This window comes from Allobosea massiliensis (genome assembly GCF_042655245.1).
GTDB classification, from domain to species: domain Bacteria; phylum Pseudomonadota; class Alphaproteobacteria; order Rhizobiales; family Beijerinckiaceae; genus Allobosea; species Allobosea massiliensis.
In genome coordinates, this window is sequence record NZ_JBHSLU010000030.1 from 1 (window position 1) to 20,195 (window position 20,195).

General features: G+C 68.1%; 21 protein-coding genes. 15 read left to right on the forward strand and 6 right to left on the reverse strand.

Features of this window, described 5'->3' with window-relative positions:
- Positions 1-632 precede the first annotated feature (632 nt).
- Positions 633-866 (reverse strand): hypothetical protein, encoded by a 234-nt coding sequence (locus ACFPN9_RS11985; RefSeq protein ID WP_377817076.1) that lies wholly within the window; start codon positions 864-866, stop codon positions 633-635.
- 194 nt (positions 867-1,060) lie between these two features.
- Here ACFPN9_RS11985 and ACFPN9_RS11990 point away from each other — a divergent pair, with 194 nt between their 5' ends.
- Positions 1,061-1,324: a hypothetical protein gene (locus tag ACFPN9_RS11990; protein ID WP_067255006.1), complete on the forward strand. Its 264-nt coding sequence runs from the start codon at positions 1,061-1,063 to the stop codon at positions 1,322-1,324.
- Positions 1,325-1,506: 182 nt separating this feature from the next.
- On the opposite strand, the gene ACFPN9_RS11995 is transcribed toward ACFPN9_RS11990, so the two are convergent.
- From ACFPN9_RS11995 to ACFPN9_RS12005, 3 genes are read right to left on the reverse strand one after another with little or no spacing between them, the layout of a single operon-like run.
- Positions 1,507-1,962, reverse strand: coding sequence for an RbsD/FucU family protein (locus ACFPN9_RS11995; RefSeq protein ID WP_067255002.1), 456 nt, complete (start codon positions 1,960-1,962; stop codon positions 1,507-1,509).
- Between the two features lie 31 nt (positions 1,963-1,993).
- Positions 1,994-2,842, reverse strand: coding sequence for an amidohydrolase family protein (locus ACFPN9_RS12000; protein ID WP_067254998.1), 849 nt, complete (start codon positions 2,840-2,842; stop codon positions 1,994-1,996).
- A complete protein-coding gene (locus ACFPN9_RS12005) occupies positions 2,839-3,864 on the reverse strand; it encodes an aldo/keto reductase (RefSeq protein WP_067254995.1) in 1,026 nt (341 codons plus the stop codon). Before ACFPN9_RS12005 ends, ACFPN9_RS12000 begins: the two co-directional genes overlap by 4 nt.
- 182 nt (positions 3,865-4,046) lie before the next feature.
- Here ACFPN9_RS12005 and ACFPN9_RS12010 point away from each other — a divergent pair, with 182 nt between their 5' ends.
- From ACFPN9_RS12010 to ACFPN9_RS12045, 8 genes are all read left to right on the forward strand, one after another.
- On the forward strand, positions 4,047-5,399 hold the full coding sequence (locus ACFPN9_RS12010) for an ABC transporter substrate-binding protein (protein WP_067254992.1): 1,353 nt from the start codon (positions 4,047-4,049) through the stop codon (positions 5,397-5,399).
- Between the two features lie 191 nt (positions 5,400-5,590).
- Positions 5,591-6,526 (forward strand): carbohydrate ABC transporter permease, encoded by a 936-nt coding sequence (locus ACFPN9_RS12015; RefSeq protein ID WP_067254988.1) that lies wholly within the window; start codon positions 5,591-5,593, stop codon positions 6,524-6,526.
- Between the two features lie 112 nt (positions 6,527-6,638).
- Positions 6,639-7,457 (forward strand): carbohydrate ABC transporter permease, encoded by an 819-nt coding sequence (locus tag ACFPN9_RS12020; RefSeq protein WP_067254983.1) that lies wholly within the window; start codon positions 6,639-6,641, stop codon positions 7,455-7,457.
- A 92-nt stretch (positions 7,458-7,549) separates the two neighbouring features.
- The gene (locus ACFPN9_RS12025) at positions 7,550-8,446 is read left to right on the forward strand and encodes a dihydrodipicolinate synthase family protein (protein ID WP_067254980.1); all 897 of its coding nucleotides are present in this window, start codon (positions 7,550-7,552) and stop codon (positions 8,444-8,446) included.
- An 11-nt stretch (positions 8,447-8,457) separates the two neighbouring features.
- Complete coding sequence (locus ACFPN9_RS12030; RefSeq protein WP_067254977.1) at positions 8,458-9,135, forward strand: GntR family transcriptional regulator; 678 nt, start codon at positions 8,458-8,460, stop codon at positions 9,133-9,135.
- A gap of 218 nt (positions 9,136-9,353) precedes the next feature.
- On the forward strand, positions 9,354-10,349 hold the full coding sequence (locus ACFPN9_RS12035; RefSeq protein ID WP_067254974.1) for a sialic acid TRAP transporter substrate-binding protein SiaP: 996 nt from the start codon (positions 9,354-9,356) through the stop codon (positions 10,347-10,349).
- A 163-nt stretch (positions 10,350-10,512) separates the two neighbouring features.
- Positions 10,513-11,010, forward strand: a complete 498-nt coding sequence (locus ACFPN9_RS12040; protein ID WP_066719111.1) for a TRAP transporter small permease — start codon at positions 10,513-10,515, stop codon at positions 11,008-11,010.
- Between the two features lie 2 nt (positions 11,011-11,012).
- Complete coding sequence (locus tag ACFPN9_RS12045) at positions 11,013-12,293, forward strand: TRAP transporter large permease (RefSeq protein ID WP_066719092.1); 1,281 nt, start codon at positions 11,013-11,015, stop codon at positions 12,291-12,293.
- Between the two features lie 30 nt (positions 12,294-12,323).
- On the opposite strand, the gene ACFPN9_RS12050 is transcribed toward ACFPN9_RS12045, so the two are convergent.
- On the reverse strand, positions 12,324-13,073 hold the full coding sequence (locus ACFPN9_RS12050) for an SDR family NAD(P)-dependent oxidoreductase (RefSeq protein WP_066719095.1): 750 nt from the start codon (positions 13,071-13,073) through the stop codon (positions 12,324-12,326).
- A gap of 99 nt (positions 13,074-13,172) precedes the next feature.
- The gene (gene ppk2, locus ACFPN9_RS12055; RefSeq protein WP_066719097.1) at positions 13,173-14,147 is read right to left on the reverse strand and encodes a polyphosphate kinase 2; all 975 of its coding nucleotides are present in this window, start codon (positions 14,145-14,147) and stop codon (positions 13,173-13,175) included.
- A gap of 134 nt (positions 14,148-14,281) precedes the next feature.
- On the opposite strand from ppk2, the gene ACFPN9_RS12060 reads away from it, so the two are divergent.
- From ACFPN9_RS12060 to phoU, 6 genes are all read left to right on the forward strand, one after another.
- Positions 14,282-15,340, forward strand: a complete 1,059-nt coding sequence (locus tag ACFPN9_RS12060) for an ATP-binding protein (protein ID WP_066719098.1) — start codon at positions 14,282-14,284, stop codon at positions 15,338-15,340.
- Between the two features lie 121 nt (positions 15,341-15,461).
- Positions 15,462-16,487 (forward strand): phosphate ABC transporter substrate-binding protein PstS, encoded by a 1,026-nt coding sequence (gene pstS, locus ACFPN9_RS12065; RefSeq protein ID WP_066719101.1) that lies wholly within the window; start codon positions 15,462-15,464, stop codon positions 16,485-16,487.
- Positions 16,488-16,646: 159 nt separating this feature from the next.
- Positions 16,647-17,618 carry a phosphate ABC transporter permease subunit PstC gene (pstC, locus tag ACFPN9_RS12070; protein WP_067990348.1) on the forward strand — a complete coding sequence of 324 codons (972 nt, stop codon included), beginning with the start codon at positions 16,647-16,649 and terminating at the stop codon, positions 17,616-17,618.
- A gap of 12 nt (positions 17,619-17,630) precedes the next feature.
- Positions 17,631-18,521 (forward strand): phosphate ABC transporter permease PstA, encoded by an 891-nt coding sequence (pstA, locus tag ACFPN9_RS12075; RefSeq protein ID WP_082732952.1) that lies wholly within the window; start codon positions 17,631-17,633, stop codon positions 18,519-18,521.
- Positions 18,522-18,569: 48 nt separating this feature from the next.
- On the forward strand, positions 18,570-19,370 hold the full coding sequence (gene pstB, locus ACFPN9_RS12080) for a phosphate ABC transporter ATP-binding protein PstB (protein WP_377817086.1): 801 nt from the start codon (positions 18,570-18,572) through the stop codon (positions 19,368-19,370).
- A gap of 43 nt (positions 19,371-19,413) precedes the next feature.
- Positions 19,414-20,133, forward strand: a complete 720-nt coding sequence (phoU, locus tag ACFPN9_RS12085; protein ID WP_066719116.1) for a phosphate signaling complex protein PhoU — start codon at positions 19,414-19,416, stop codon at positions 20,131-20,133.
- Positions 20,134-20,195 lie beyond the last annotated feature (62 nt).

The window sequence follows — 20,195 nt, forward strand, 5'->3', positions numbered from 1 at the left end:
CATCGGGGATCTCTCGGTTCAGGGTTGGCGTTCGCAACCCAAACCTAACCGGCAATCGCCGATGACCACCCTCAGCTACACCACGCTATGGGACACGACCCGGTGGTTGGCATCACGCCTTCGTCCCATGCCGGACGGCGCGACAACCCGATGAGGGGAACTGGCGCCCGAGGGCTCGCGGCGATGGCTGGCTTTCGACCCGATAAGCGCGGCCCGGAGCCCAAAATCGCCGACAAGCGGAGCGCCACGGGGCGTGCGGGCAGTGGCTCAATCTGCCCGCGCCGCATCCTGGCTCGACGGATGCGGATTTTGACCCACGCGCCTCGCGGCGCTCCGCTGCCCCTCGTCATCAACCGACGCCGGAAGGCGGGCGGGGACTTCCGCTGTGCGGTTTCGCGGGAAGGCGCGAACCCCGCCCCCTTGTGGGGAGGGGCAGGGGTGGGGGTCGGAAAGCTGAGCGCGCCCTGGACAGGCTGGGTGCACCATCCATGCCAGTCCGGCGAACGCTCACCAGGCGGCACGACCCCCACCCCTTCCCCTCCCCACAAGGGGGAGGGGTCTGCGTCGCGATTCCGGCGCTCTCTCGTCCCGAGATGCTCGGGTCGAGCCCGAGCATGACGCGCGGGACCCCCTCAGTCCCCGGTCATCGTCATCTCGGCGTCGATCGCCTTCATGGTCGGGTTGGCGGCGCAGAAGGCGCGGATCCTGGCCTGGGTCGCGGCGGGGTATTCGCTCGTGCCGCGGGCGCCGGATTTCAGCCACTCGGCGCAGCTGAGGTCGCGGTCGGTGATCCGGGCCGTGGCCGGGGCGGGCAGGAGCAGCAGGCCGGCAAGGGCGGCCGCGAGGGCGTGCGGAAGGCGGGGCATGGGGGATACGTCCTGAGGGGGGTGCCCGCGCGGCGGGCTCGCATGGGCGCGCTCCTGCCCCGCCGCGCCGCCGCAGGCAAATGCGATTGTCGCCGCCCCGATGCGCGGGCAGGGCAGGGAACAAAGGCCGCATTCGCCGCGCGGCGCCCTTCCGTGATAGGCAGCGGCGACATTCCGCAACAGGTTCGAAGACCATGGCCAAGAAGACGCCCGAACAGCTCGCCCGCGAATTCGAGGGGCGCAAGGCCAAGGGGCTGGCCAAGGGCGCCGCCGCATTCTGGCCGAACATCCTGTCGAATGCGGTGCTGAAGCTGACCGCGGCGAAGGAAGAGATCACGGTCGCGGCGCTGACCGAGCTGCTGGCGAAGGACGCCGAATCGAAGGATATGACCCTCGCCGCCGGCGCGGCCGAGGCGCTGGCTCGCCTGCGCCAGGCGGTGGCGAAGGGGGAGGGCTAGGTTCGCGAAAGAACCTCTCCGTCATTCCGGGGCTTCGCGCAGCGAAGAGCCCGGAACCCATGAACCCGGAGTTGCACGCAGCAGCCGGCGCGGTTTCCGCCTCATCTTGGTGGTCCGGTGTGCATGGGTTCCGGGCTCGCCGCTTTGCGGTCGCCCCGGAATGACGGCGGAGGTTCTGAACCCTACCCCGGCTCGCCGGCGATGACGCCCTTGCGCAGCAGGAAGCAGCCATAGGGGCGGGGGTCGCCGACCTGGACCACGGCGAAGGCGCGCCGCGCCGCCTCGTAGAAGGCGAAGCGCTCGATGCCGGCGAGCGGCGCCGGCCGCCCGAGCGCGGCGTCGATCTCGCGCTGCACCGCTTCCTGCACGGCGGGAACCGCGGCGGCGTCGCCGACGACCAGCATGCGGCGCAGCGGTTCGGGTTCGAAATCGTCGATCGGCAGCACGGAGAGGATGGCCCGCGCCGCCCGCTCCATGGTCAATCCCGGCAGGCGCACGAGCCGGCCGCTGGTGGTCGCGGCGGCGATCGTCTCGGCCGGGTGGTTGGCATCGACCAGGGCGAGATCGTCGCCATGGCCCATAGCGGCGAGGATCCAGAGCAGATCGGCGGAGAGGACGGGGTCGAGGGTCTTCAGCATGGCGGGGTCGTCCTGACAGGCGAAAGGCGGGTCACAGCCGACCCCGCCGGGCGAGGTAGACGCGCTGCGCGGTGCTGCCGAAGATCGCGGCGCGCTCGTCCTCGCTGCAGCCGTCGAGCAGCGTCTGCGCGGCGTCGAACCAGCGCTCGTAAGGCGCGCGCAGCGTCACCACCGGCCAGTCGCTGCCGAAGATCAGTCGCTGCGGGCCGAAGGTCATCAGCAGATGGTCGACGACCGGCTGCAGCGTGGCGAGGCTCCAGTCCGGCCCGGCCTCGGTGACGAGGCCTGAGAGCTTGCAGACGGTTTGGGGATGGGCGGCGAGCGCGGCGATCCCCTCGCGCCAGGCGGCGAGGTCGCCGGTGACGAGATCGGGCTTGGCGCCATGGTCGATGACGACGGTGAGCCGGGGCTCGCGGGCGAGCAGAGCGAGGGTGGCGGGGATATGCTCCGCCTTGATCAGGGCATCGAACACGAGGCCGTGGGCGACCATCGCGGCCAGGGCCGAGGCGAGAGAGGGTCGCGCGAGAAAGCCGAGGTCGGGGATGTCCTGCGCCATCGGGCGCAAGCCCACCAGCAGCGGGTCGGCCGCCAGCGCGGCGATGCGGGCGGGAGCGTCGGGCGCCTCGAGATCCGTCCAGCCGACGACGCCGGCGACGAAGGCCGCGCGCGCGGCGATGTCGAGCAGGAAGCGCGTCTCGGCCTCGGTCGGCGCGGCCTGGACGAGGATGGTGCGGTCGATGCCGTGGCGGGCGAGCAGGGGGGCGAGATCGTCGGGCGTGAAGTCGCGGTGGATCGGCCCGAGCGCGGGCGTCAGCCATCCATAATCGCCGCGCGCGATCTGCCAGAGATGCTGGTGGGCGTCGATGCGGAGCGGACTCATTGGGGCACCGGCACATCGGCGGCGAGCAGGCCCTCCGCCTTCAGCTCCGCCCAGAGCGCGGCCGGGACGGGCTGGGCGAGTTCGGCGATCTGATCGGCGACTTCGGCGGACGCGACCGCGCCCATGACGAGGCTCGCCACCGCCTTGTGGCCGAGCGGGAACTGCAGCGCGGCGCGGCGCAGCGGCACGCCATGGCGGGCGCAGACGGCCTCGATCGCGGCGACCCGGGCGAGGATTTCGGGCGGGGCGGGGTTGTAGTTGTAGCGCGCGCCGGGGACCGGGCCGGTGGCGAGGATGCCGGAGTTGAAGACCCCGCCGAGCATCAGGCCGATGCCCTTCTCCAGCGCGAGCGGCATGAAGGAGGCGAGGGCCGGCTGCTCCAGCAGCGAGTAGCGGCCGGCGAGCAGCATGGTGTCGAAGTCCCCAGTGCGGGCGAAGCGCTCGCACATCTCCGCCTCGTTGACGCCGACGCCGATCGCCTTGACGGCGCCGGCCGCCCGCAGTCGCTCCAGCGCGCGATAGGCCCCGTTCATGGCTTCGCCGAAGCGCTGCTCGATCAGCGCCGCGCCATGGGTCCAGACATCGACGTCGTGGATCAGGACGATGTCGATGCGGTCGACGCCCAGCCGCAGGGCCGATTGTTCGAGCGAGCGCATCGCGCCATCGTAAGAATAGTCGAAGCGCAATCCATGCGGCAGGCCGCCGCGATAGCCCGAGCCGTCGCCGCGTCCGGCGAAGGGCTCGGCGACGCGGCCGACCTTGGTGGAGAGCACGAGCCCCTCGCGCGGCACCCGCCGCAGCGCCGCGCCGATGCGGTGTTCGGACAGGCCATGGCCGTAGAGCGGGGAGGTGTCGAACAGGGTGACGCCCCCGGCGATCGCGGCCTCGACGGTCGCGACGGCGGTCGCCTCGTCGAGATGGGCGTACAGATCGCCCAGCGGCGCGCCGCCGAAACCGAGCGTCGAGACGGGCAGGCGGCAGCGGCCGAGCGGGCGCGGCGCGAGGGCAGAGGCGGGCGGCATCGGGCGTTTCCGTTCTCGTTGTGCAGAGTATGTGCACGCCGACATGTTAGCTTGCAACCGTCTTCGATCTTGATTAGCGTCCGGCGCAAGATGGTGGCCGGCGATCAGGGACGAGGTCCCGCGCCGGCGCCGCAGAACAGCCCGAAACGGGCGATGCGCGAGAAGTCCTGGGAGGACGCAAGATGAGCCAGACCCCGATCAAGCCGAGCCGCCGCGCGCTGCTGCGCGGCACCGCTGCCCTCGCCGCCACCGGCGCGATCGGCGCGCCGATGGTGCTGCGCGAGGCGCGCGCCCAGGCGGCCTTCAACTGGAAGCGCTTCTCGGGCACGACGATCGACGTGCTGCTGGTGAAGAACCCGCGCTCGGACCTGTTCCAGGCGGCCGAGAAGGAGTTCACCGAGCTCACCGGCATCAAGGTTTCCTCCGAGCAGGTGCCGGAGCAGCAGCAGCGCCAGAAGGCCGTGATCGAGTTCGCCTCGGGCAAGCCGAGCTTCGACGTCAGCGGCATCTCGCTGCATGTGCAGAAGCGCATGGCCGCCAAGGGCAAGTGGTTCGAGGATCTGAACCCCTATATCAAGGACGCCTCGCTGACCTCGCCGGACTTCGCGTTCGAGGATTTCGGCGCCGGTCCGGTCGCCTACGCGCGGCAGGCCGACGGGGCGCTCGATACGCTGCCCTTCTTCGTCGATTACTGGATGGTCTACTACAACAAGGAGCTCTTCGACGCGAAGGGTGTCGCCTTCCCCAAGACGATGGAGGAGATGTTCACCGCGGCGCAGAAGCTGCACGATCCCGCCAAGGGCGTCGCCGGCTTCGTCTCGCGCGGGCTCAAGAACGCCAATGTCCCGGTCTGGTCCTGCCTGATGCTCGGCCAGGGCATGGAGGCGACCTCGGCGGACGGCAAGCTGCAGACCGATACGCCGGAGGCGATCTGGGCGGCGGAACTCTACCGCAAGCTCAACAAGGAGACCGGCCCGGTCGGCTCCGTCGGCTTCAACTGGAACGAGTGCCAGACCACCTTCATGCAGGGCCGCGCCGCGATGTGGCTCGACGGCATCGGCTTCGCCACGCCGCTGGAGGATCCGTCCAAGTCCCGCATCGTCGGCAAGGTCGGCTATGGCGTGACGCCGCCGGGGCCGAAGGCGCATCATGCCGGCATGTTCGGCGACGGCATCGGCATCTCGCGCGGCTCGCAGAAGAAGCAGGCCGCCTGGCTCTACATCCAGCACATGACCAACAAGGCCCAGCAGCTCGCCATGCTCAAGGCCGGCGCCGGCGCGCCGGCGCGCTCCTCGGCCTATCTCGACACCGCGACGATCCAGGCGTCGAAATTCGGCAAGCAGTATTTCGACTGCCTGCTGGCCTCGGCGAAGATCGCCCGGGCGGCGCTGCCGCAGATCGTGCCGGTCACCGAGTTCCGCGACGTCTTCGGCGTGGCGCTGACCAACATGATCGGCGGGTCGGATGTCGCCGCCGAGCTGAAGAAGGCGACGGACGCCTTCGCGCCCGTGCTCGCCAAGAGCGAGCAGGGCTGAGCTTACCCTTCTCCCCTCGAGGGAGAAGGTGGCCCGGCGAAGCCGGGTCGGATGAGGGACGGATGATGCTGCCGTGTCGACGCCGGTTACGTCGGCACTGCCCTCATCCGTCATGGCTTCGCCATGCCACCTTCTCCCCCGAGGGGAGAAGGGAATAAGCGCCGAGCCTGCAACAGATCGTCGATGACCGAATGACAATCACCACATCACTCCCATCGCCGACGGCCGTGGCACCCGCACAGCCCGCGCCCTTCGTCCATTCGGCCGATTTCACGCCGCGCTACTGGCTGTTCGCGGCGCCGGCCGTGCTCGTCGTCGGGACGGTGATCGTCTTCCCCTGGCTGTTCACGCTCTACATGTCCGGCCATGACTGGAAGATCGGCGGCGGGCCGGAATTCGTCGGCCTGCAGAACTTCGTCGAGCTGTTCCGCGACGCCCGCTTCCTCGAGTCGATGGGGCACACCTTCTATTTCACGACGCTGGCCGTGGTGCTGCCGATCGTCTTCGGCACGGCGGCGGCACTGGTGTTCCACCGCGAATTCCCGTTCCGGGGCCTGCTGCGCACCGTCTTCGTGATGCCGATGATGGCGACGCCGGTGGCGGTGGCGCTGGTCTGGACGATGATGTTCCATCCCCAGCTCGGCGTGCTGAACTATCTGCTCTCGCTGGTCGGCATCGGGCCGCAGGCCTGGGTCTATTCGCCCGATACGGTGATCCCGACGCTGATCCTCGTCGAGGTCTGGCACTGGACGCCACTGGTCATGCTGATCGTGCTCGGCGGGCTCGCCGGTCTGCCGCGAGAGCCTTACGAATCCGCGCTGATCGACGGCGCCAATGACTGGCACATGTTCCGCCACATCACGCTGCCGCTGGTCTGGCCCTTCATCATGGTGGCGATCGTGATCCGCACGATCGACGCGCTGAAGGCCTTCGACACGATCTTCGTGATCACCCAGGGCGGGCCGGGCACGGCGTCGGAGACGCTGAACATCTTCCTCTACCTGCAGGCGTTCCAGTTCTACAAGATCGGCTACGCCTCGGCCGTGGTGGTGATCTTCTTCGTCATCATCATCATGCTCTCGCTGCTGCTGCTCTATGCGCGGCAGAAGTCGAAGTGGAACGCGTGATGGGTTTGCATCCGTCATTGCGAGCGCAGCGAAGCAATTCACACGGATTGCATGCTGCCCCTGGATTGCTTCGTCGGCTGTGCCTCCTCGCAATGACGGAGAGGGCTGCACGATGACCCGCCTCGCCAAGAAGTTCGGCTTCTACGCCTCCGTCTTCGTGCTGGTCTCGCCGGCGGTGTTGGTGTTCCTCTGGATGATCTCGCTCTCGTTCAAGAACGAGCTCGACAACACCGCCTTCCCGCCGGTCTTCATTCCCGATCCGCCGACGTTGAAGAACTACATCGACGTCTTCGCGCAGAACAATTTCGCGCTCTATCTGTGGAACTCGATCCTGGTCACGGGCGGGGCGGTGCTGACCGGGCTCGCGGTCGGCGTGCCGGCCGGCTACGGCATCGCGCGCGGCAAGGCGACGAAGTTCGCGATCCTGATCCTGGTCGCGCGCATGACGCCGGCCCTGTCCTATCTGATCCCGCTGTTCCTGCTGTTCCAGATGACCGGGCTGGTGGGGACGATCACGGCGCTCGTCATCACCCATCTCGTCATCACCATCCCGATCATCGTCTGGATCATGATCGGCTATTTCGAGAACGTGCCGATTGAACTGGAGGATGCGGCGCGGATCGACGGCGCCTCGACCTGGCAGGCCTTCCGCCATGTCGCGCTGCCGCTGGCGATGCCGGGGGTCACGGTAGGCGGCATCCTCGCCTTCATCTTCTCGTGGAACAACTTCATCTTCTCGGTCGTGCTCGGCGGCAAGAACAGCCGCACGCTGCCCTCGGCGGTCTACAACTCGCTGACCTTCGAGCAGATTTCCTGGGGGCCGCTGGCCGCGGCCGCGCTCCTGGTGACGCTGCCGGTGCTGCTCGTGACCGTGCTGGCGCAGCGCCAGATCGTCGCCGGGCTCTCGGCCGGAGGGCTCAAGGATGGCTGACGCGCGCAATCCCCATGACGGCGGGCGCAGGGGCCGCCCCCGACGTTCCGCCAACACACCCCTTGATCTCTCGCTCTGAAAGACGGTTCTCCATGTCCATCGATCCCAACCGCTTCGGCCTCTCCTGCGCCATCACCACCCCCATGCGGGAGGGCGGCAGCGTCGACCTGCCGCGGCTCGTGCACCATGCCCGCCATGTCCTCGCGCAGGGCTGCGACAGCGTCACGCTGTTCGGCACGACGGGCGAGGGCGCGGCGCTCGGCCTGCCGGCGCGGGGCGCGATGATGGGCGCGCTGCTGGGAGCGGGCATCGATCCGGCGACGCAGATCTATGCCGGCGTCGCGGCGGCCTCGCTGAACGAGTCGGTCGAGCAGGGACGCCTCGCGCTCGATGCCGGCGCCAAGGGGCTGCTGGTCGCGCCGCCCTTCTACTTCAAGGGCGTCAGCGACGAGGGACTCTATCGCTGGTTCTCGCAGCTGTTCGAGAAGCTCGGCCCCTCCGTGCGCAACGTCATCCTCTACCACATCCCCTCGGTGACGGCGGTGGGCCTGAGTGTCGGGCTGATCGACCGGCTGAAGAAGGCTTTTCCCGGCGTGGTCACCGGCGTGAAGGATTCGTCGGGCGACTATGCCAACACCGAGGCCTATCTGAAGGCGCATGGCGAACTCGCCATCCTCGTCGGGGACGAGCGCCTGCTGGCGAAGGCGGTGCGCAACGGCGCCCAGGGCTCGATCTGCGGCGTCGCCAATCTCGTGCCGCATCTGCTGCGCCCCATCGTCTATGAGGGCAAGGACTCTTCCGTCGTGAATGCTCTGGTCGACGAGATCTGCTCACATCCCGTTCTGGCGGCGGTGAAGGCGCTGGTCGGCCACTTGCACGGCGATGCCGGCTATGGCGCGATGCGTCCGCCGCTGGAGGCGCTGGACGAGGCAACGCGCCAGCGGCTGTTCGCGGCCTATGACCGGATCACGCAGGCCAAGGCGGCCTGAAGGAGGATGTCTTGAACCAGTCCGAGCAGGATCCGCGCGAGGGCGAGCCGCTGAAGCTGAGGGAGCGCGCCTATGCCTCCTTCACCGAGCGGCTGCTGGCGCGCGAGATCAAGCCCGGGCAGTTCGTGACCCAGCGCGAGCTGGTGGCGCTGACCGGCCTGCCGCTCGGCGCCATCCGCGAGCTGATCCCGCGGCTGGAGGCGGAAGGGCTGATCAAGACGGTGCCGCAGCGGGGCATGCAGGTCGCCCATGTCGACCTCAACCTGATCCGCAACGCCTTCCAGTTCCGGCTCTTCCTCGAGAAGGAGGCGACGGCGCTCTATGCGGTCAACGCCACCGACGAGGAGATCGCGCAGCAGCGCGCCCGGCACGAGGCGATCATCGCGCGGGCCGAGGCCGGCGGCGACCCGCAACTGATCGAGGATGCCGAGGATGTCGACCGGCTGATGCACGAGGCGATCATCGACCATCTCGACAACGACATCGTCTCCAAGGCCTTCCGCGTCACCTGGCTGAAGATCCGGCTGATCCGGCAATACGAGACGCGCATCCAGAACCACATCCTGGTGCCGGTCATGCGCGACCACCTGAAGATCATCACCGCCATCGAGGCCCGCGACCCGATCCGCGCCGCGGAGGAGATGGGCATCCATATCGGCAACGCCCGCACGCGGGCGATGAGTTACTGAGGAAGGACGTTCGCGGCAGAACCGCCCCGTCATCCTGGACAAGCTGCGAAGCAGCGCCGTTCCGGGATCCATCATAGGGCCGTGCGCCCCACGATGGATCCCGGTCGGCCTGCGGCCGCCCAGGATGACGGCGTTTTGGATTTCACGAACAGCCGGTTCTTTGAAGGCCGGGACATCACATCGAGCCGGAAAACCGGCCGCATTGGGAGGAGACCATCATGACGACGTTGACGAAACGCGACTTCCTCGCCGGTTCCGCCGCCCTGGCGGGCGGCGCCATCGCCATGCCGAGCATCCCGCGCGCACAGGCGACCGTGCTGCGCTGGGGCGAGATGCTGCCCACGACCCATCCGCAGGTGCAGATGGTCGAGCGCATCGCCAAGCAGGTGAAGGAGAAGAGCTCCGGGCGCATCGACATCCAGGCCTTTCCGGCCGGCCAGCTCGGCTCCGGCAAGGACATGATGGAGTCGGTCGCCTCTGGCGCGCTGACCATGACGACCGACGGGGCGGCCGCGCTCGGCTCCTTCCTGCCGCAGCTCTCGGTGGTCGAGGCGCCCTATCTCTGGCGCGACGCCGCCCATATGGCGAAGGTCGCCAAGGCCCCGGTCTTCGCGCAGATGAATGCGGAGCTGGAGAAGAAGCGCGGCATGCGCATGGCCGCCGTGACCTATTACGGCAAGCGCCACCTCACCACGGGCTCGAAGGCGGTGAAGAGCGCAGCCGATGTCGCCGGCCTCAAGCTGCGCGTGCCGCCGGTCGACACCTTCCGCGCCATGGTCGAGGCCTGGGGCGCCAAGGCGACGCCGGTGAACTTCAACGAACTCTACCTGGCGCTGAGCCAGGGCGCGGTCGACGGGCAGGAGAACCCGCTGCCGACGATCCACAGCGCCAAGCTGCAGGAGGTGCAGAAGCACCTGATCCTGACTGGCCACATCATCACGCCGCGGCTGGTCATCGTGAACGGCGACTTCTGGAAGGGGCTGAAGGACGCCGACCGCAGCCTGCTGGAGGCGGCCATCGCCGAGGGCGTCGCCTGGCAGGACGCCGAACTCGCCAGCCAGGAGGGCAGCCTCGTCGCGACGCTGAAGGCCGCCGGCATGACCGTCACCGAGCCCGACCTCGAGAGCTTCTCGAAGCCGGTGCTGGCGAGCCTGCCCAAGCAGTTCGAGAGCAAATGGGGCAAGGGCACCTGGGACGCGCTGGCGGCGCTGTGAGCGCTTTTCCTTCTCCCCTCGGGGGAGAAAGGTGTCTGCGAAGCAGACGGATGAGGGACGGCTGCCGCCGCCCTCGTCCGTCCGTCCCTCATCCGACCCGGCTCCGCCGGGCCACCTTCTCCCCCGAGGGGAGAAGGATCGCTTGCAGCGGGCCAACGCCACCATGAAATCCCTCCTCCACCTCTCCGACCGCGTCGTGCGGGCCGCTGCCGTGGCGCTGCTTCTGGCGCTGCTGGTCGCGGTGCTGCTCGGCGTCCTGTCGCGGCAGCTCAACGCGCCGCTGGCCTGGACCGACGAGCTCGCGCAGTACCTGCTGGTCTGGACCGGCTTCGTCGGCTGGATCATCGCGGCGCGGCGGCGCTCGCATATCCGCATCACCGTCTTCGCCGAGAAGCTGCCGGCCGGGGCGGGACGGGTGCTGGAGATCGTGACGCAGGCCGCGATCATCGTCTTCGCGGCGGTGCTGATCCGCTATTCCTTCGCGCTGATCGAGCGCAACTGGGATGTCGAGTCGATCGCGCTGCCGATCTCGGGCGCGGCGCTCTACATCGTCATGCCGCTGGCCGGGCTCGCGCTGATCCTGCAGGCGCTGGCCGAGATCGGCGATGTCGTGGCGGGGCGTCGGCATGTCGCGGCCGAGCCGGGGAGCCAGCCGCTGTGACGATGCTGATGGTCCAGATCCTGCCCGTCTGGTTCGCCGCGCTTTTGATCGGCGTGCCGCTCTTCGTCTCGATGGGGCTCGCCGCGATCGCTTTCGCCTTTCTCGGCGGCTTCCCGCTCGGCATCGTGCCGCAGAAGATCGCGCAATCGGCCAATTCCTTCCCGCTGCTGGCGGCGCCGCTGTTCATCCTGATGGGCAACATCATGAACTCGGCCGGCATCACCGACCGGATCTTCGCCTTCGCCACCGCCTGTGTCGGCTGGCTGCGCGGCGGCCTCTGCCATGCCAACATCCTCGCCAGCGTCATCTTCGCCGGCATGTCGGGCTCGGCCGTGGCGGATGCCGGTGGCGTCGGCACGCTCGAGATCAAGGCGATGAAGGACGAGGGCTACGACGCCGAGACGGCGGCCGCGATCACGGCGGCCTCCGCCACGATCGGCCCGATCATCCCGCCCTCGCTGCCGATGGTGATCTATGGCGTCTCGGCGGATGTCTCGATCGGCGGGCTGTTCCTGGCCGGCGTCATTCCCGGCCTGCTGATGGCCGGGCTGCTGATGGCGATGGTGGTGCATGTCGCCAGGAAGCGCGACCTGCCGCGCCATCCCTTCCCCGGCGCGGCGCAGCTCTGGGTCGCCTACAAGGAAGCGCATTGGGCGCTGATGACGCCGGTAATCCTGTTCGGCGGGATGATGGCCGGCATCTTCACGCCCACCGAGGCGGCTGCGGTCGCCACGGCCTATGCGCTGGTGCTCGGGCTCTTCGTCTATCGCAGCTTCGATCTCGACGATCTGCCGGAACTCGTCGTGCAGACGGTCGAGACCACCGGCGTCGTGCTCGCGCTGGTGATGACGGCGGCGGCGCTCGGCTGGTGCCTGTCGATCTCGCGCATCCCGCAGGTGGTCGGGCCGATGCTGGTCGATCTCGCCGGCAATCCGCTGGTCTTCCTGCTGATCGTCAACCTGCTGCTGCTGTTCGTCGGCTGCTTCATGGAGGCGCTCGCCGCCATGCTGATCCTGATCCCGATCCTCACGCCGGCGGCGGCGCAGTTCGGGATCGACCCGATCCAGTTCGGGCTGATCTTCGTGCTCAACCTGATGATCGGGACGATCACGCCGCCGGTCGGCGTCGTTCTCTTCGTCACGGCGAAGGTCGCCAATATCAGCTTCGAGTCGATGTCGCGGGCGATCGTGCCCTGGCTGATGCCGCTGCTGGCGGTACTCGTCGCGATCACGCTCTGGCCGCCGCTGACGACCTGGCTGCCCAATCTGGTGATGGGGCGCTGAGGCCGCGAAGCCCCAGCGTCCCCGCCGGGCTCAAGCCTTGCGGTGAATCTGGAAGCCGGCGAAGGACTGGCTTACCGGCATGATCTCGAGGCTGTTGATGTTGACATGGGCGGGGAGCGTCGCGACCCAGAAGACCGTGTCGGCGATGTCCTGCGGCTGCAGCGGATCGGTCCCGCCATAGAGCGCGTCATAGGCGGCCTTGTCGCCGCCGTTGCGGACCAGCGTGAACTCGCTCTCGCAGAGGCCGGGCTCGATCGAGGTGACGCGCACGCCGGTGCCCTGCAGGTCCGAGCGCAGGCCGAGCGAGAATTGGCGCACGAAGGCCTTGGTGCCGCCATAGACGTTGCCGCCGGCATAGGGCCAGTTCGAGGCCACGGAGGCGATGTTGACGATGGCGCCGCGCCGCTCGATCAGCCCGGGCAGGAGGTGATGGGTCAGCGTCACCAGCCCGGTGACGTTGGTGCCGATCATCGTCTTCCAGTCCGAGAGCTTGGTCTGCGGCGCGGGCTTGGTGCCGAGCGCGAGGCCGGCATTGTTCAGGAGCACGTCGATCTTCGCGAAGTCGGCCGGCAGGGCCGCGAGCGCCGCCGTCATCGCCGCCTCGTCGGTGATGTCGAAGGCCGCGCCGTGGAAGCGCTCGCCGAGCTCGGCCTTCAGCGTGTCGAGCCGGTCGGCCCGGCGGCCGGTGCCGATGACGCGCCAGCCGGCAGCGATGAAGCGGCGCGCGGTCGCGGCGCCGAAGCCGGCGGTGGCGCCGGAGATCAGGATGGTCTTCGTCATGGTCGGTCTTCCGGTGGGGGCGGGGGCGGAGCGCGGCCCGCGCGCCCGGCGGAACCGGGGCGGTGCGGCGGCGCGGAGGGGTGGAGAGAGGGCGGCGGCTCAGACCTCGCCGCCCTCATGCAGGTAGTGCTTCACGTCGAGGACGATCTTGCGGTCGAGTTCGCCGATCGCGGCCTCGTCGCGCCCATCATACGGGATCGAGAGCAGGACGTGGCGGATGGCGTTGAGCCGGGCCCGCAGTTTGTCGTTGCCGCGGATGACATGCCAGGGCGCCCGGTCGGTCGAGCTGCGCCGGAGCATCTCATCGAAGGCTTCCGAATAGGCGGCGAAGCGCGGGATCGCCTCGAAGTCGATCGGCGAGAGTTTCCAGCGCTTGAGCGGGTCGTGCCAGCGCGCATGCAGCCGCAGCATCTGCATCTCGGGGCCGATGGTGATGAAGAGCTTGATGAGCCGGATGCCGTCGCGCACCAGCATGCCCTCGAAGGCCGGCGCCTCGTGCAGGAGCGTGTCGGTCTGCTCCGGCGTGCAGAAGCCCATCACGCGCTCGACGCCGGCGCGGTTGTACCAGGAGCGGTCGAAGAAGACGATCTCGCCGGCCGTCGGCATCTGCGCCGCATAGCGCTGGAAATACCATTGCCCGGCCTCGCTGTCGGAGGGCTTGGACAGGGCGACGACGCGGGCCTGACGCGGGTTGAGGTGCTGGGTGAAGCGGCCGATCGTTCCGCCCTTGCCGGCGCCGTCGCGACCCTCGAAAACGATGACGACGCGCTCCTTGCGCTCGCGCACCCAGGTCGCGAGCTTCTGCAGCTCGATCTGCAGCGGCTCCAGCTCGCGCTCGTAGCGCTTGCGCTTCATGCGTTTGCCGTAGGGGTATTCGCCGCTGCGGAAGGCGGCGTCCGTGATCGCCTCGGGCAGCGTCTCGGCCTCGATGTCGAAGCCCTGCGGACCGAGGGGCTTGCGGGGCGTCTTCGTCTTCGGTGTCCTGCCCGTGGTGGCTGGAGCCGGGCCCTCGCCGCTGTCGGAAACCAGGCGGATCGCGGATTTCTTGGTGCGCGCTGACAGGGTCTTGGCCATCGGAGCCTCCTCGGCAATGCGCCCAGCCTAGCGGGCCTCAGCGGCGAAGGGAATTGACGGGCGCCGCGCCGGCCATCAGGAAGGGGCGCCCGCCTGCGCCGCTTCCTCCGGTGCCGTCCGTGTCGAGGTTTCCCATGCCCGGTGCCGTCGATCCCCTAGCCGCCACGACGCAGGCGCTCGTCGAAGCGATGGGGTCGGCTGCGCTGCTGCTGGATGCGCAGGGGGTGGCCCAGGCGCTGAGCCCGGCGATGCGCGCCCTGATCCCGGCGCTGGAAAAGGGACGGCTGCTGACACTGGTGATGCGCGATCCGGACCTGATCGAGGCGATCGAAGGCGTCTCGCGGCAGGGGGGACGGCAGGTGATCGAGCTGATCGAGCGCGTGCCGGTGGAGCGCACCTTCCGCATCCATATCGCTGCGCTGGGCAGCGAGGGTGTCCGGCGACCGGTGCTGCTGACCTTCGAGGACCTCAGCGAGCAGCGCGTCACCGAGCGGATGCGGGTCGACTTCGTCGCCAATGCCAGCCACGAGCTGCGCACGCCGCTGGCCTCGCTGCTCGGCTTCGTCGAGACGCTGCAGGGCCCGGCGCGCAACGATGCCGGCGCGCGCGACCGTTTCCTGGCGATCATGCGCGAGCAGGGGCTGCGCATGGCGCGGCTGGTGGACGACCTGCTCTCGCTTTCGCGGATCGAACTGCGCGCCCATCTGGCGCCGGAGACGCCGGTCGATCTGACCGGCATCTCGCGCGAGATCGTGGATTCGCTGACGCTGATGGCACGCGAGCGCGAGGTGACGCTGACGCTGCGGGCGCCGACCGAGCCGGTAAACGTACCGGGCGACCGCGACGAGCTGCTGCGGCTGATGGAAAACCTCGTCGAGAACGCGATCAAGTACGGCAAGAGCGGCGGAGAGGTCGTGATCGACGTCGTCGACGGGCCGCTCGAGGTCAGCGTCGGCGTGCGCGACGATGGGCCGGGCATCGCACCGGAGCATCTGCCGCGGCTGACGGAGCGCTTCTACCGGGTCGATACCGCGGCGAGCCGCGAGGCCGGCGGCACGGGGCTCGGCCTCGCCATCGTCAAGCACATCGTGCTGCGCCATCGCGGGCGGCTGACGATCGAGAGCGCGCTCGGTGAGGGTGCGACGTTCAGGGCTGTTTTGCCACGTTTCGGGGCTTCGGCGCGCAAGCCTTGAGGGCGTTTCTTAACGCTGCGTGACGCCTTCATGACAGCATGCGTGACGAAGTGTCATGAAGCTGTCATGCAGAGGGTGTTCTGAACGGCTCGCTGAACCTGCGACCCAGAGAGGACATCTCATGCGCAAACTTCTCATTCTCGCGGCCGCGACCATCGGTCTGTCGGGCGTCGCCCAGGCCGCCGACATCACCGGCGCCGGCGCGACCTTCCCCTTCCCGATCTACTCGAAATGGGCCGAGGCCTATAAGAAGGAGACCAATATCGGTCTCAACTACCAGTCGATCGGCTCCGGTGGCGGCATCCGCCAGATCAAGGCCAAGACGGTCGCCTTCGGCGCCACCGACGCTCCCCTCAAGGGCGAGGATCTGGCCAAGGACGGCCTCATCCAGTTCCCGACCGTGATGGGCGGTGTCGTCCCCGCGATCAACATCGCCGGCATCGACGCCCGCCAGCTCAAGCTGACCGGCCCGATCATCGCCGAAATCTACATGGGCACCGTGAAGAAGTGGAACGATCCCAAGATCGTCGCCCTCAACGCCGGCCTGAAGCTGCCCGACGCCAACATCAATCCCGTCTATCGCTCGGACGGTTCGGGCACGACCTTCGTGTTCACCGACTATCTCTCCAAGGTCTCGCCGGAGTGGAAGTCCAAGGTCGGCGCCAACACCTCGGTGCAGTGGGCCGTCGGCATCGGCGGCAAGGGCAATGAGGGCGTCTCGGCCTCGGTCAAGCAGGTCGCCAACTCGATCGGCTATGTCGAATATGCCTACGCCAAGCAGAACAAGCTCAGCTACGCGCTGATCCAGAACGCCGAGGGCAACTTCCCGGCGCCGGACGACAAGTCGTTCCAGGCCGCGGCCGCGAACGCCAACTGGAACGAGGCTCCCGGCTTCGGCATCTCGCTGAACAACCAGAAGGGCGCCGAGGCCTGGCCGATCACGGCCGCGACCTTCCTGCTCGTCCACGCCAAGCCGGAGAAGCCGGAAGAGGTGCAGGCCGCGCTGAAGTTCGTCGACTGGGCCTTCAAGAACGGCGACCAGATGGCGCTGGACCTCGACTACGTGCCGCTCCCGGCCAACGTCAAGGATCAGGTCCGCGCCGCCTGGAAGGGCGTGACCGACCCGTCGGGCAAGCCGATCTTCTGATCACCGACTGAGGGCGAGGCGGAACCCGGTTCCGCCTCGTCTTCCTCATCAGGCCTCCATCCCGAGCAGCGGCGGAACCGCTGTTCCGGCTGAGGGCCCTCCCGAGAGCCTTCGCCTTCCGCCTCGCATCCTCGTTCCGCCACGACCGGAGTTCCACGGATGACCGCCGTGACCGACACCATGAGCATTCCGGCCGCGCGGCCGCAGCGAAAGACGCCGAAGGGCACCTTCGACATCGTCTTCCGCAATGCCAGCCTGATCTCGGCCCTGTTCGTGCTGTTGCTGCTGGCCGGCATCATGCTGTCGATGGTCATCGGCGGCTGGCCGGCCTTCAAGGCGTTCGGGCTGAGCTTCATCACCGGCTCGCAATGGGACACCCAGGCCGATGTCTATGGCGCCTGGCCGGCCATCGTCGGTACGCTCTCGACGGCGCTGATCGCGCTGCTGATCGGCGTGCCGCTCTCGCTCGGCATCGCCGTCTACCTCACCCAGCTTGCCCCGCCCTGGTTCAAGCAGCCAGTCTCGACCACGATCGAGCTGCTCGCCGCCGTGCCCTCGATCATCTACGGCATGTGGGGCCTGTTCGTCTTCGTGCCGCTCTTCGCGGCCTATGTGCAGGTCCCGCTCTCGAACATCGTCGAGGGGATGCCGATCGTCGGGACAATCCTGTATTCGCGCTCGCCCTCCGGACTGGGCATCCTGACGGCGGGCATCATCCTCGCCTTCATGATCATCCCCTTCATCGCCTCGATCGTGCGGGACATGCTCGATCAGATCCCCTCCGTGCTGCGCGAGAGCGCCTATGGCATCGGGGCGACGACCTGGGAGGTCGTGCGCCATGTGCTGGTGCCGCAGGCCGGCGTCTCGATCATCGGTGCGATCATGCTGGGTCTCGGCCGCGCGCTCGGCGAAACGATGGCGGTGACCTTCGTGGTCGGCAATGCCAACCGCCTCTCGGCCTCGATCATGGATCCGGGCTCGACCATCGCCTCGCGCATCGCCAACGAGTTCAACGAGGCGCTGGGCCTGCAGATGAACGCGCTGATCGCGCTCGGCTGCATCCTGTTCTTCGTCACCTTCGTCGTCCTGGTCGTCGCGCGCATCCTGGTGTCGCGGGTCAAGACCTTCTGAGCGAGCCCGATCATGAGCCTGACGACCTCCTCCACCGCTCCCGCCGCCCCTTACGCCGCCTGGGGCCGCGTCCGGCAGAGCCGCCGCACCGCCGACAAGGCGATGCGGGTCATCTCCGCCGGCTTCACCTTCCTCGCCATCTTCGTGCTGTTCTGGATCCTCGGCATGCTGATCGTGAAGGGCATCGGCGGGCTCTCCGTCGCCACCTTCACGCAGATCACCCCTGGCCCCGGATCGCAGGGCGGCGGCCTCGCCAACGCCATGGTCGGCTCGATTGTGCTGACCTTCCTCGGCATCGCCGTGGCGACGCCGATCGGCGTGCTGGCGGGCACCTATCTGGCGGAATACGGCAAGGGCTCGAAGCTGGCCGACCTGATCCGCTTCATCAACGACATCCTACTCTCGGCGCCCTCGATCCTGATCGGCCTGTTCGTCTATGTCATTCTGGTCGAGCCGGTCGGCGGCTATTCCGGCTGGGCCGGCGGCGTCGCGCTCGGCATCATCGCGATCCCCGTGATCGTGCGCACCACCGAGGACATGCTGCGCCTGGTGCCAGGCCCGCTGCGCGAGGCCGGGGCTGCGCTGGGCGCGCCGCCTTCCGTGGTGATCACCTCGATCACCTGGAAGGCCGCGAAGGCCGGCATGGTCACCGGTATCCTGCTGGCGCTCGCCCGCATCGCAGGCGAGACCGCACCGCTGATCTTCACCGCGCTGAACAACAATTTCTGGTTCTCGTCGGACCTGATGGGCGGCGTGTCGAACCTGCCGGTGACGATCTACCAGTTCGCCTCCGCGCCTTACGAGAACTGGCAGCAGCTCGCCTGGGCCGGTTCGCTGATCATCACCCTGTCGATCCTGCTGCTCTCGCTCGTCGCCCGCCGCATCGTGCGCGGCGGCAAGTGAGACCCGCCTAACCTATCTCCGTCGCGTCAGATCCGAAGGAACCCGTCGATGCTTTCGACCCTCGAACTCAGCCCGCAGTCGCTCGACGCCGACGCGCCCGTCCGGATCGCGGTGAAGAACCTCGATTTCTACTATGGCGAGCACAAGGCGCTGAAGAACATCAATCTCGACTTTCGCGACCGGCATGTCACGGCCCTAATCGGCCCCTCGGGCTGCGGCAAGTCCACGCTGCTGCGCATCTTCAACCGGATCTATTCGCTCTATCCCGAGCAGCGCGCGACCGGCGAGGTCATGCTCGACGGCCGCAACGTCATCTCCAACGACGTCGACGTCAACGAGCTGCGCTCGCGCATCGGCATGGTCTTCCAGAAGCCGACGCCCTTCCCGATGTCGATCTACGACAATGTCGCCTTCGGCATCCGCCTCTACGAGAAGCCGCCGAAGTCGGAGCTCGACGACCGCGTCGAGGGCGCGCTGCGCCGGGCCGCGCTCTGGGACGAGGTCAAGGACAAGCTCAAGACCTCCGGCATGGGCCTTTCGGGCGGCCAGCAGCCGCGCCTCTGCATCGCGCGCACCATCGCGCAGAAGCCGGAGGTCATCCTGTTCGACGAGCCGACCTCGGCGCTGGACCCGATCTCGACCGGCAAGATCGAGGATCTGCTGGAGCAGCTGAAGGCCGACTTCACGATCGTCATCGTCACCCACAACATGCAGCAGGCGGCGCGCATCTCGCAGTACACCGCCTTCATGTATCTGGGCGAGGTGATCGAGTTCGCCGCGACCAACACGATCTTCATGAACCCGAGCAAGAAGCAGACGCAGGACTACGTCACCGGCCGCTTCGGCTGATTTGGCCGCCGCTTCCGCTCCGCATCCAAAGGACAACGCCGCGATGACCGAACATATCGTCCGCTCCTACGACGCCGAACTGGAGTCGCTGCGCCGCAGCCTCGCCGAGATGGGCGGCATGTCCGAGCGCATGCTCGGCGATTCCACGGTCGCGCTGGTGCGCCGCGACACGACGCTGGCCCAGAAGGTGATCTCCGCCGACCAGCGGCTCGACAACCTGCAGCGCGACGTCGAGGAGCGCGCCGTGCTGACGATCGCCCGGCGCCAGCCGCTCGCCAACGATTTGCGCGAGCTGATCTCGGCGATCCGCATCGCCTCGGACATCGAGCGCGTCGGCGACCTCGCCAAGAACATCGCCAAGCGCGCGGTCGCGATCTCCGGCCAGTTCTCGCCGCCGCACCGCGCCGTCGTCGGGCTGGAGCATATGAGCCGGCTGGTGCAGGCGCAGCTCAAGGACGTCCTCGACGCCTACGCCACCAGCAACGAGCAGAAGGCGCTCGAGGTCTGGCATCGCGACGGCGAGATCGACGCGCTCTACACCTCGCTGTTCCGCGAGCTGTTGACCTATATGATGGAAGATCCGCGCAACATCACCTTCTGCACGCATCTCCTGTTCTGCGCCAAGAACGTCGAGCGCATCGGCGACCACACCACCAACATCGCCGAGACGATCCACTATCTCGTCACCGGCGAATCGCTCGACATCAACCGTCCCAAGCTCGAGACCACCGACATCACGGTCGAGGCCGTGACAGGGAGCTGACAACACCGACTGCGCCGGAGCCTTCGCCGTCAGGGTCGGGCCTGTTCCGACCATCCACGTCT

Excerpts from the sequence above, each read along its gene's own strand:
- ACFPN9_RS11985 (WP_377817076.1), bottom strand. The coding sequence starts at position 866 with ATGCCCCGCCTTCCGCACGCCCTCGCGGCCGCCCTTGCCGGCCTGCTG.
- ACFPN9_RS11990 (WP_067255006.1), top strand. The coding sequence starts at position 1,061 with ATGGCCAAGAAGACGCCCGAACAGCTCGCCCGCGAATTCGAGGGGCGC.
- ACFPN9_RS11995 (WP_067255002.1), bottom strand. The coding sequence starts at position 1,962 with ATGCTGAAGACCCTCGACCCCGTCCTCTCCGCCGATCTGCTCTGGATC.
- ACFPN9_RS12000 (WP_067254998.1), bottom strand. The coding sequence starts at position 2,842 with ATGAGTCCGCTCCGCATCGACGCCCACCAGCATCTCTGGCAGATCGCG.
- ACFPN9_RS12005 (WP_067254995.1), bottom strand. The coding sequence starts at position 3,864 with ATGCCGCCCGCCTCTGCCCTCGCGCCGCGCCCGCTCGGCCGCTGCCGC.
- ACFPN9_RS12010 (WP_067254992.1), top strand. The coding sequence starts at position 4,047 with ATGAGCCAGACCCCGATCAAGCCGAGCCGCCGCGCGCTGCTGCGCGGC.
- ACFPN9_RS12015 (WP_067254988.1), top strand. The coding sequence starts at position 5,591 with ATGACAATCACCACATCACTCCCATCGCCGACGGCCGTGGCACCCGCA.
- ACFPN9_RS12020 (WP_067254983.1), top strand. The coding sequence starts at position 6,639 with ATGACCCGCCTCGCCAAGAAGTTCGGCTTCTACGCCTCCGTCTTCGTG.
- ACFPN9_RS12025 (WP_067254980.1), top strand. The coding sequence starts at position 7,550 with ATGTCCATCGATCCCAACCGCTTCGGCCTCTCCTGCGCCATCACCACC.
- ACFPN9_RS12035 (WP_067254974.1), top strand. The coding sequence starts at position 9,354 with ATGACGACGTTGACGAAACGCGACTTCCTCGCCGGTTCCGCCGCCCTG.
- ACFPN9_RS12040 (WP_066719111.1), top strand. The coding sequence starts at position 10,513 with ATGAAATCCCTCCTCCACCTCTCCGACCGCGTCGTGCGGGCCGCTGCC.
- ACFPN9_RS12045 (WP_066719092.1), top strand. The coding sequence starts at position 11,013 with ATGCTGATGGTCCAGATCCTGCCCGTCTGGTTCGCCGCGCTTTTGATC.
- ACFPN9_RS12050 (WP_066719095.1), bottom strand. The coding sequence starts at position 13,073 with ATGACGAAGACCATCCTGATCTCCGGCGCCACCGCCGGCTTCGGCGCC.
- ppk2 (WP_066719097.1), bottom strand. The coding sequence starts at position 14,147 with ATGGCCAAGACCCTGTCAGCGCGCACCAAGAAATCCGCGATCCGCCTG.
- ACFPN9_RS12060 (WP_066719098.1), top strand. The coding sequence starts at position 14,282 with ATGCCCGGTGCCGTCGATCCCCTAGCCGCCACGACGCAGGCGCTCGTC.
- pstS (WP_066719101.1), top strand. The coding sequence starts at position 15,462 with ATGCGCAAACTTCTCATTCTCGCGGCCGCGACCATCGGTCTGTCGGGC.
- pstC (WP_067990348.1), top strand. The coding sequence starts at position 16,647 with ATGACCGCCGTGACCGACACCATGAGCATTCCGGCCGCGCGGCCGCAG.
- pstA (WP_082732952.1), top strand. The coding sequence starts at position 17,631 with ATGAGCCTGACGACCTCCTCCACCGCTCCCGCCGCCCCTTACGCCGCC.
- pstB (WP_377817086.1), top strand. The coding sequence starts at position 18,570 with ATGCTTTCGACCCTCGAACTCAGCCCGCAGTCGCTCGACGCCGACGCG.
- phoU (WP_066719116.1), top strand. The coding sequence starts at position 19,414 with ATGACCGAACATATCGTCCGCTCCTACGACGCCGAACTGGAGTCGCTG.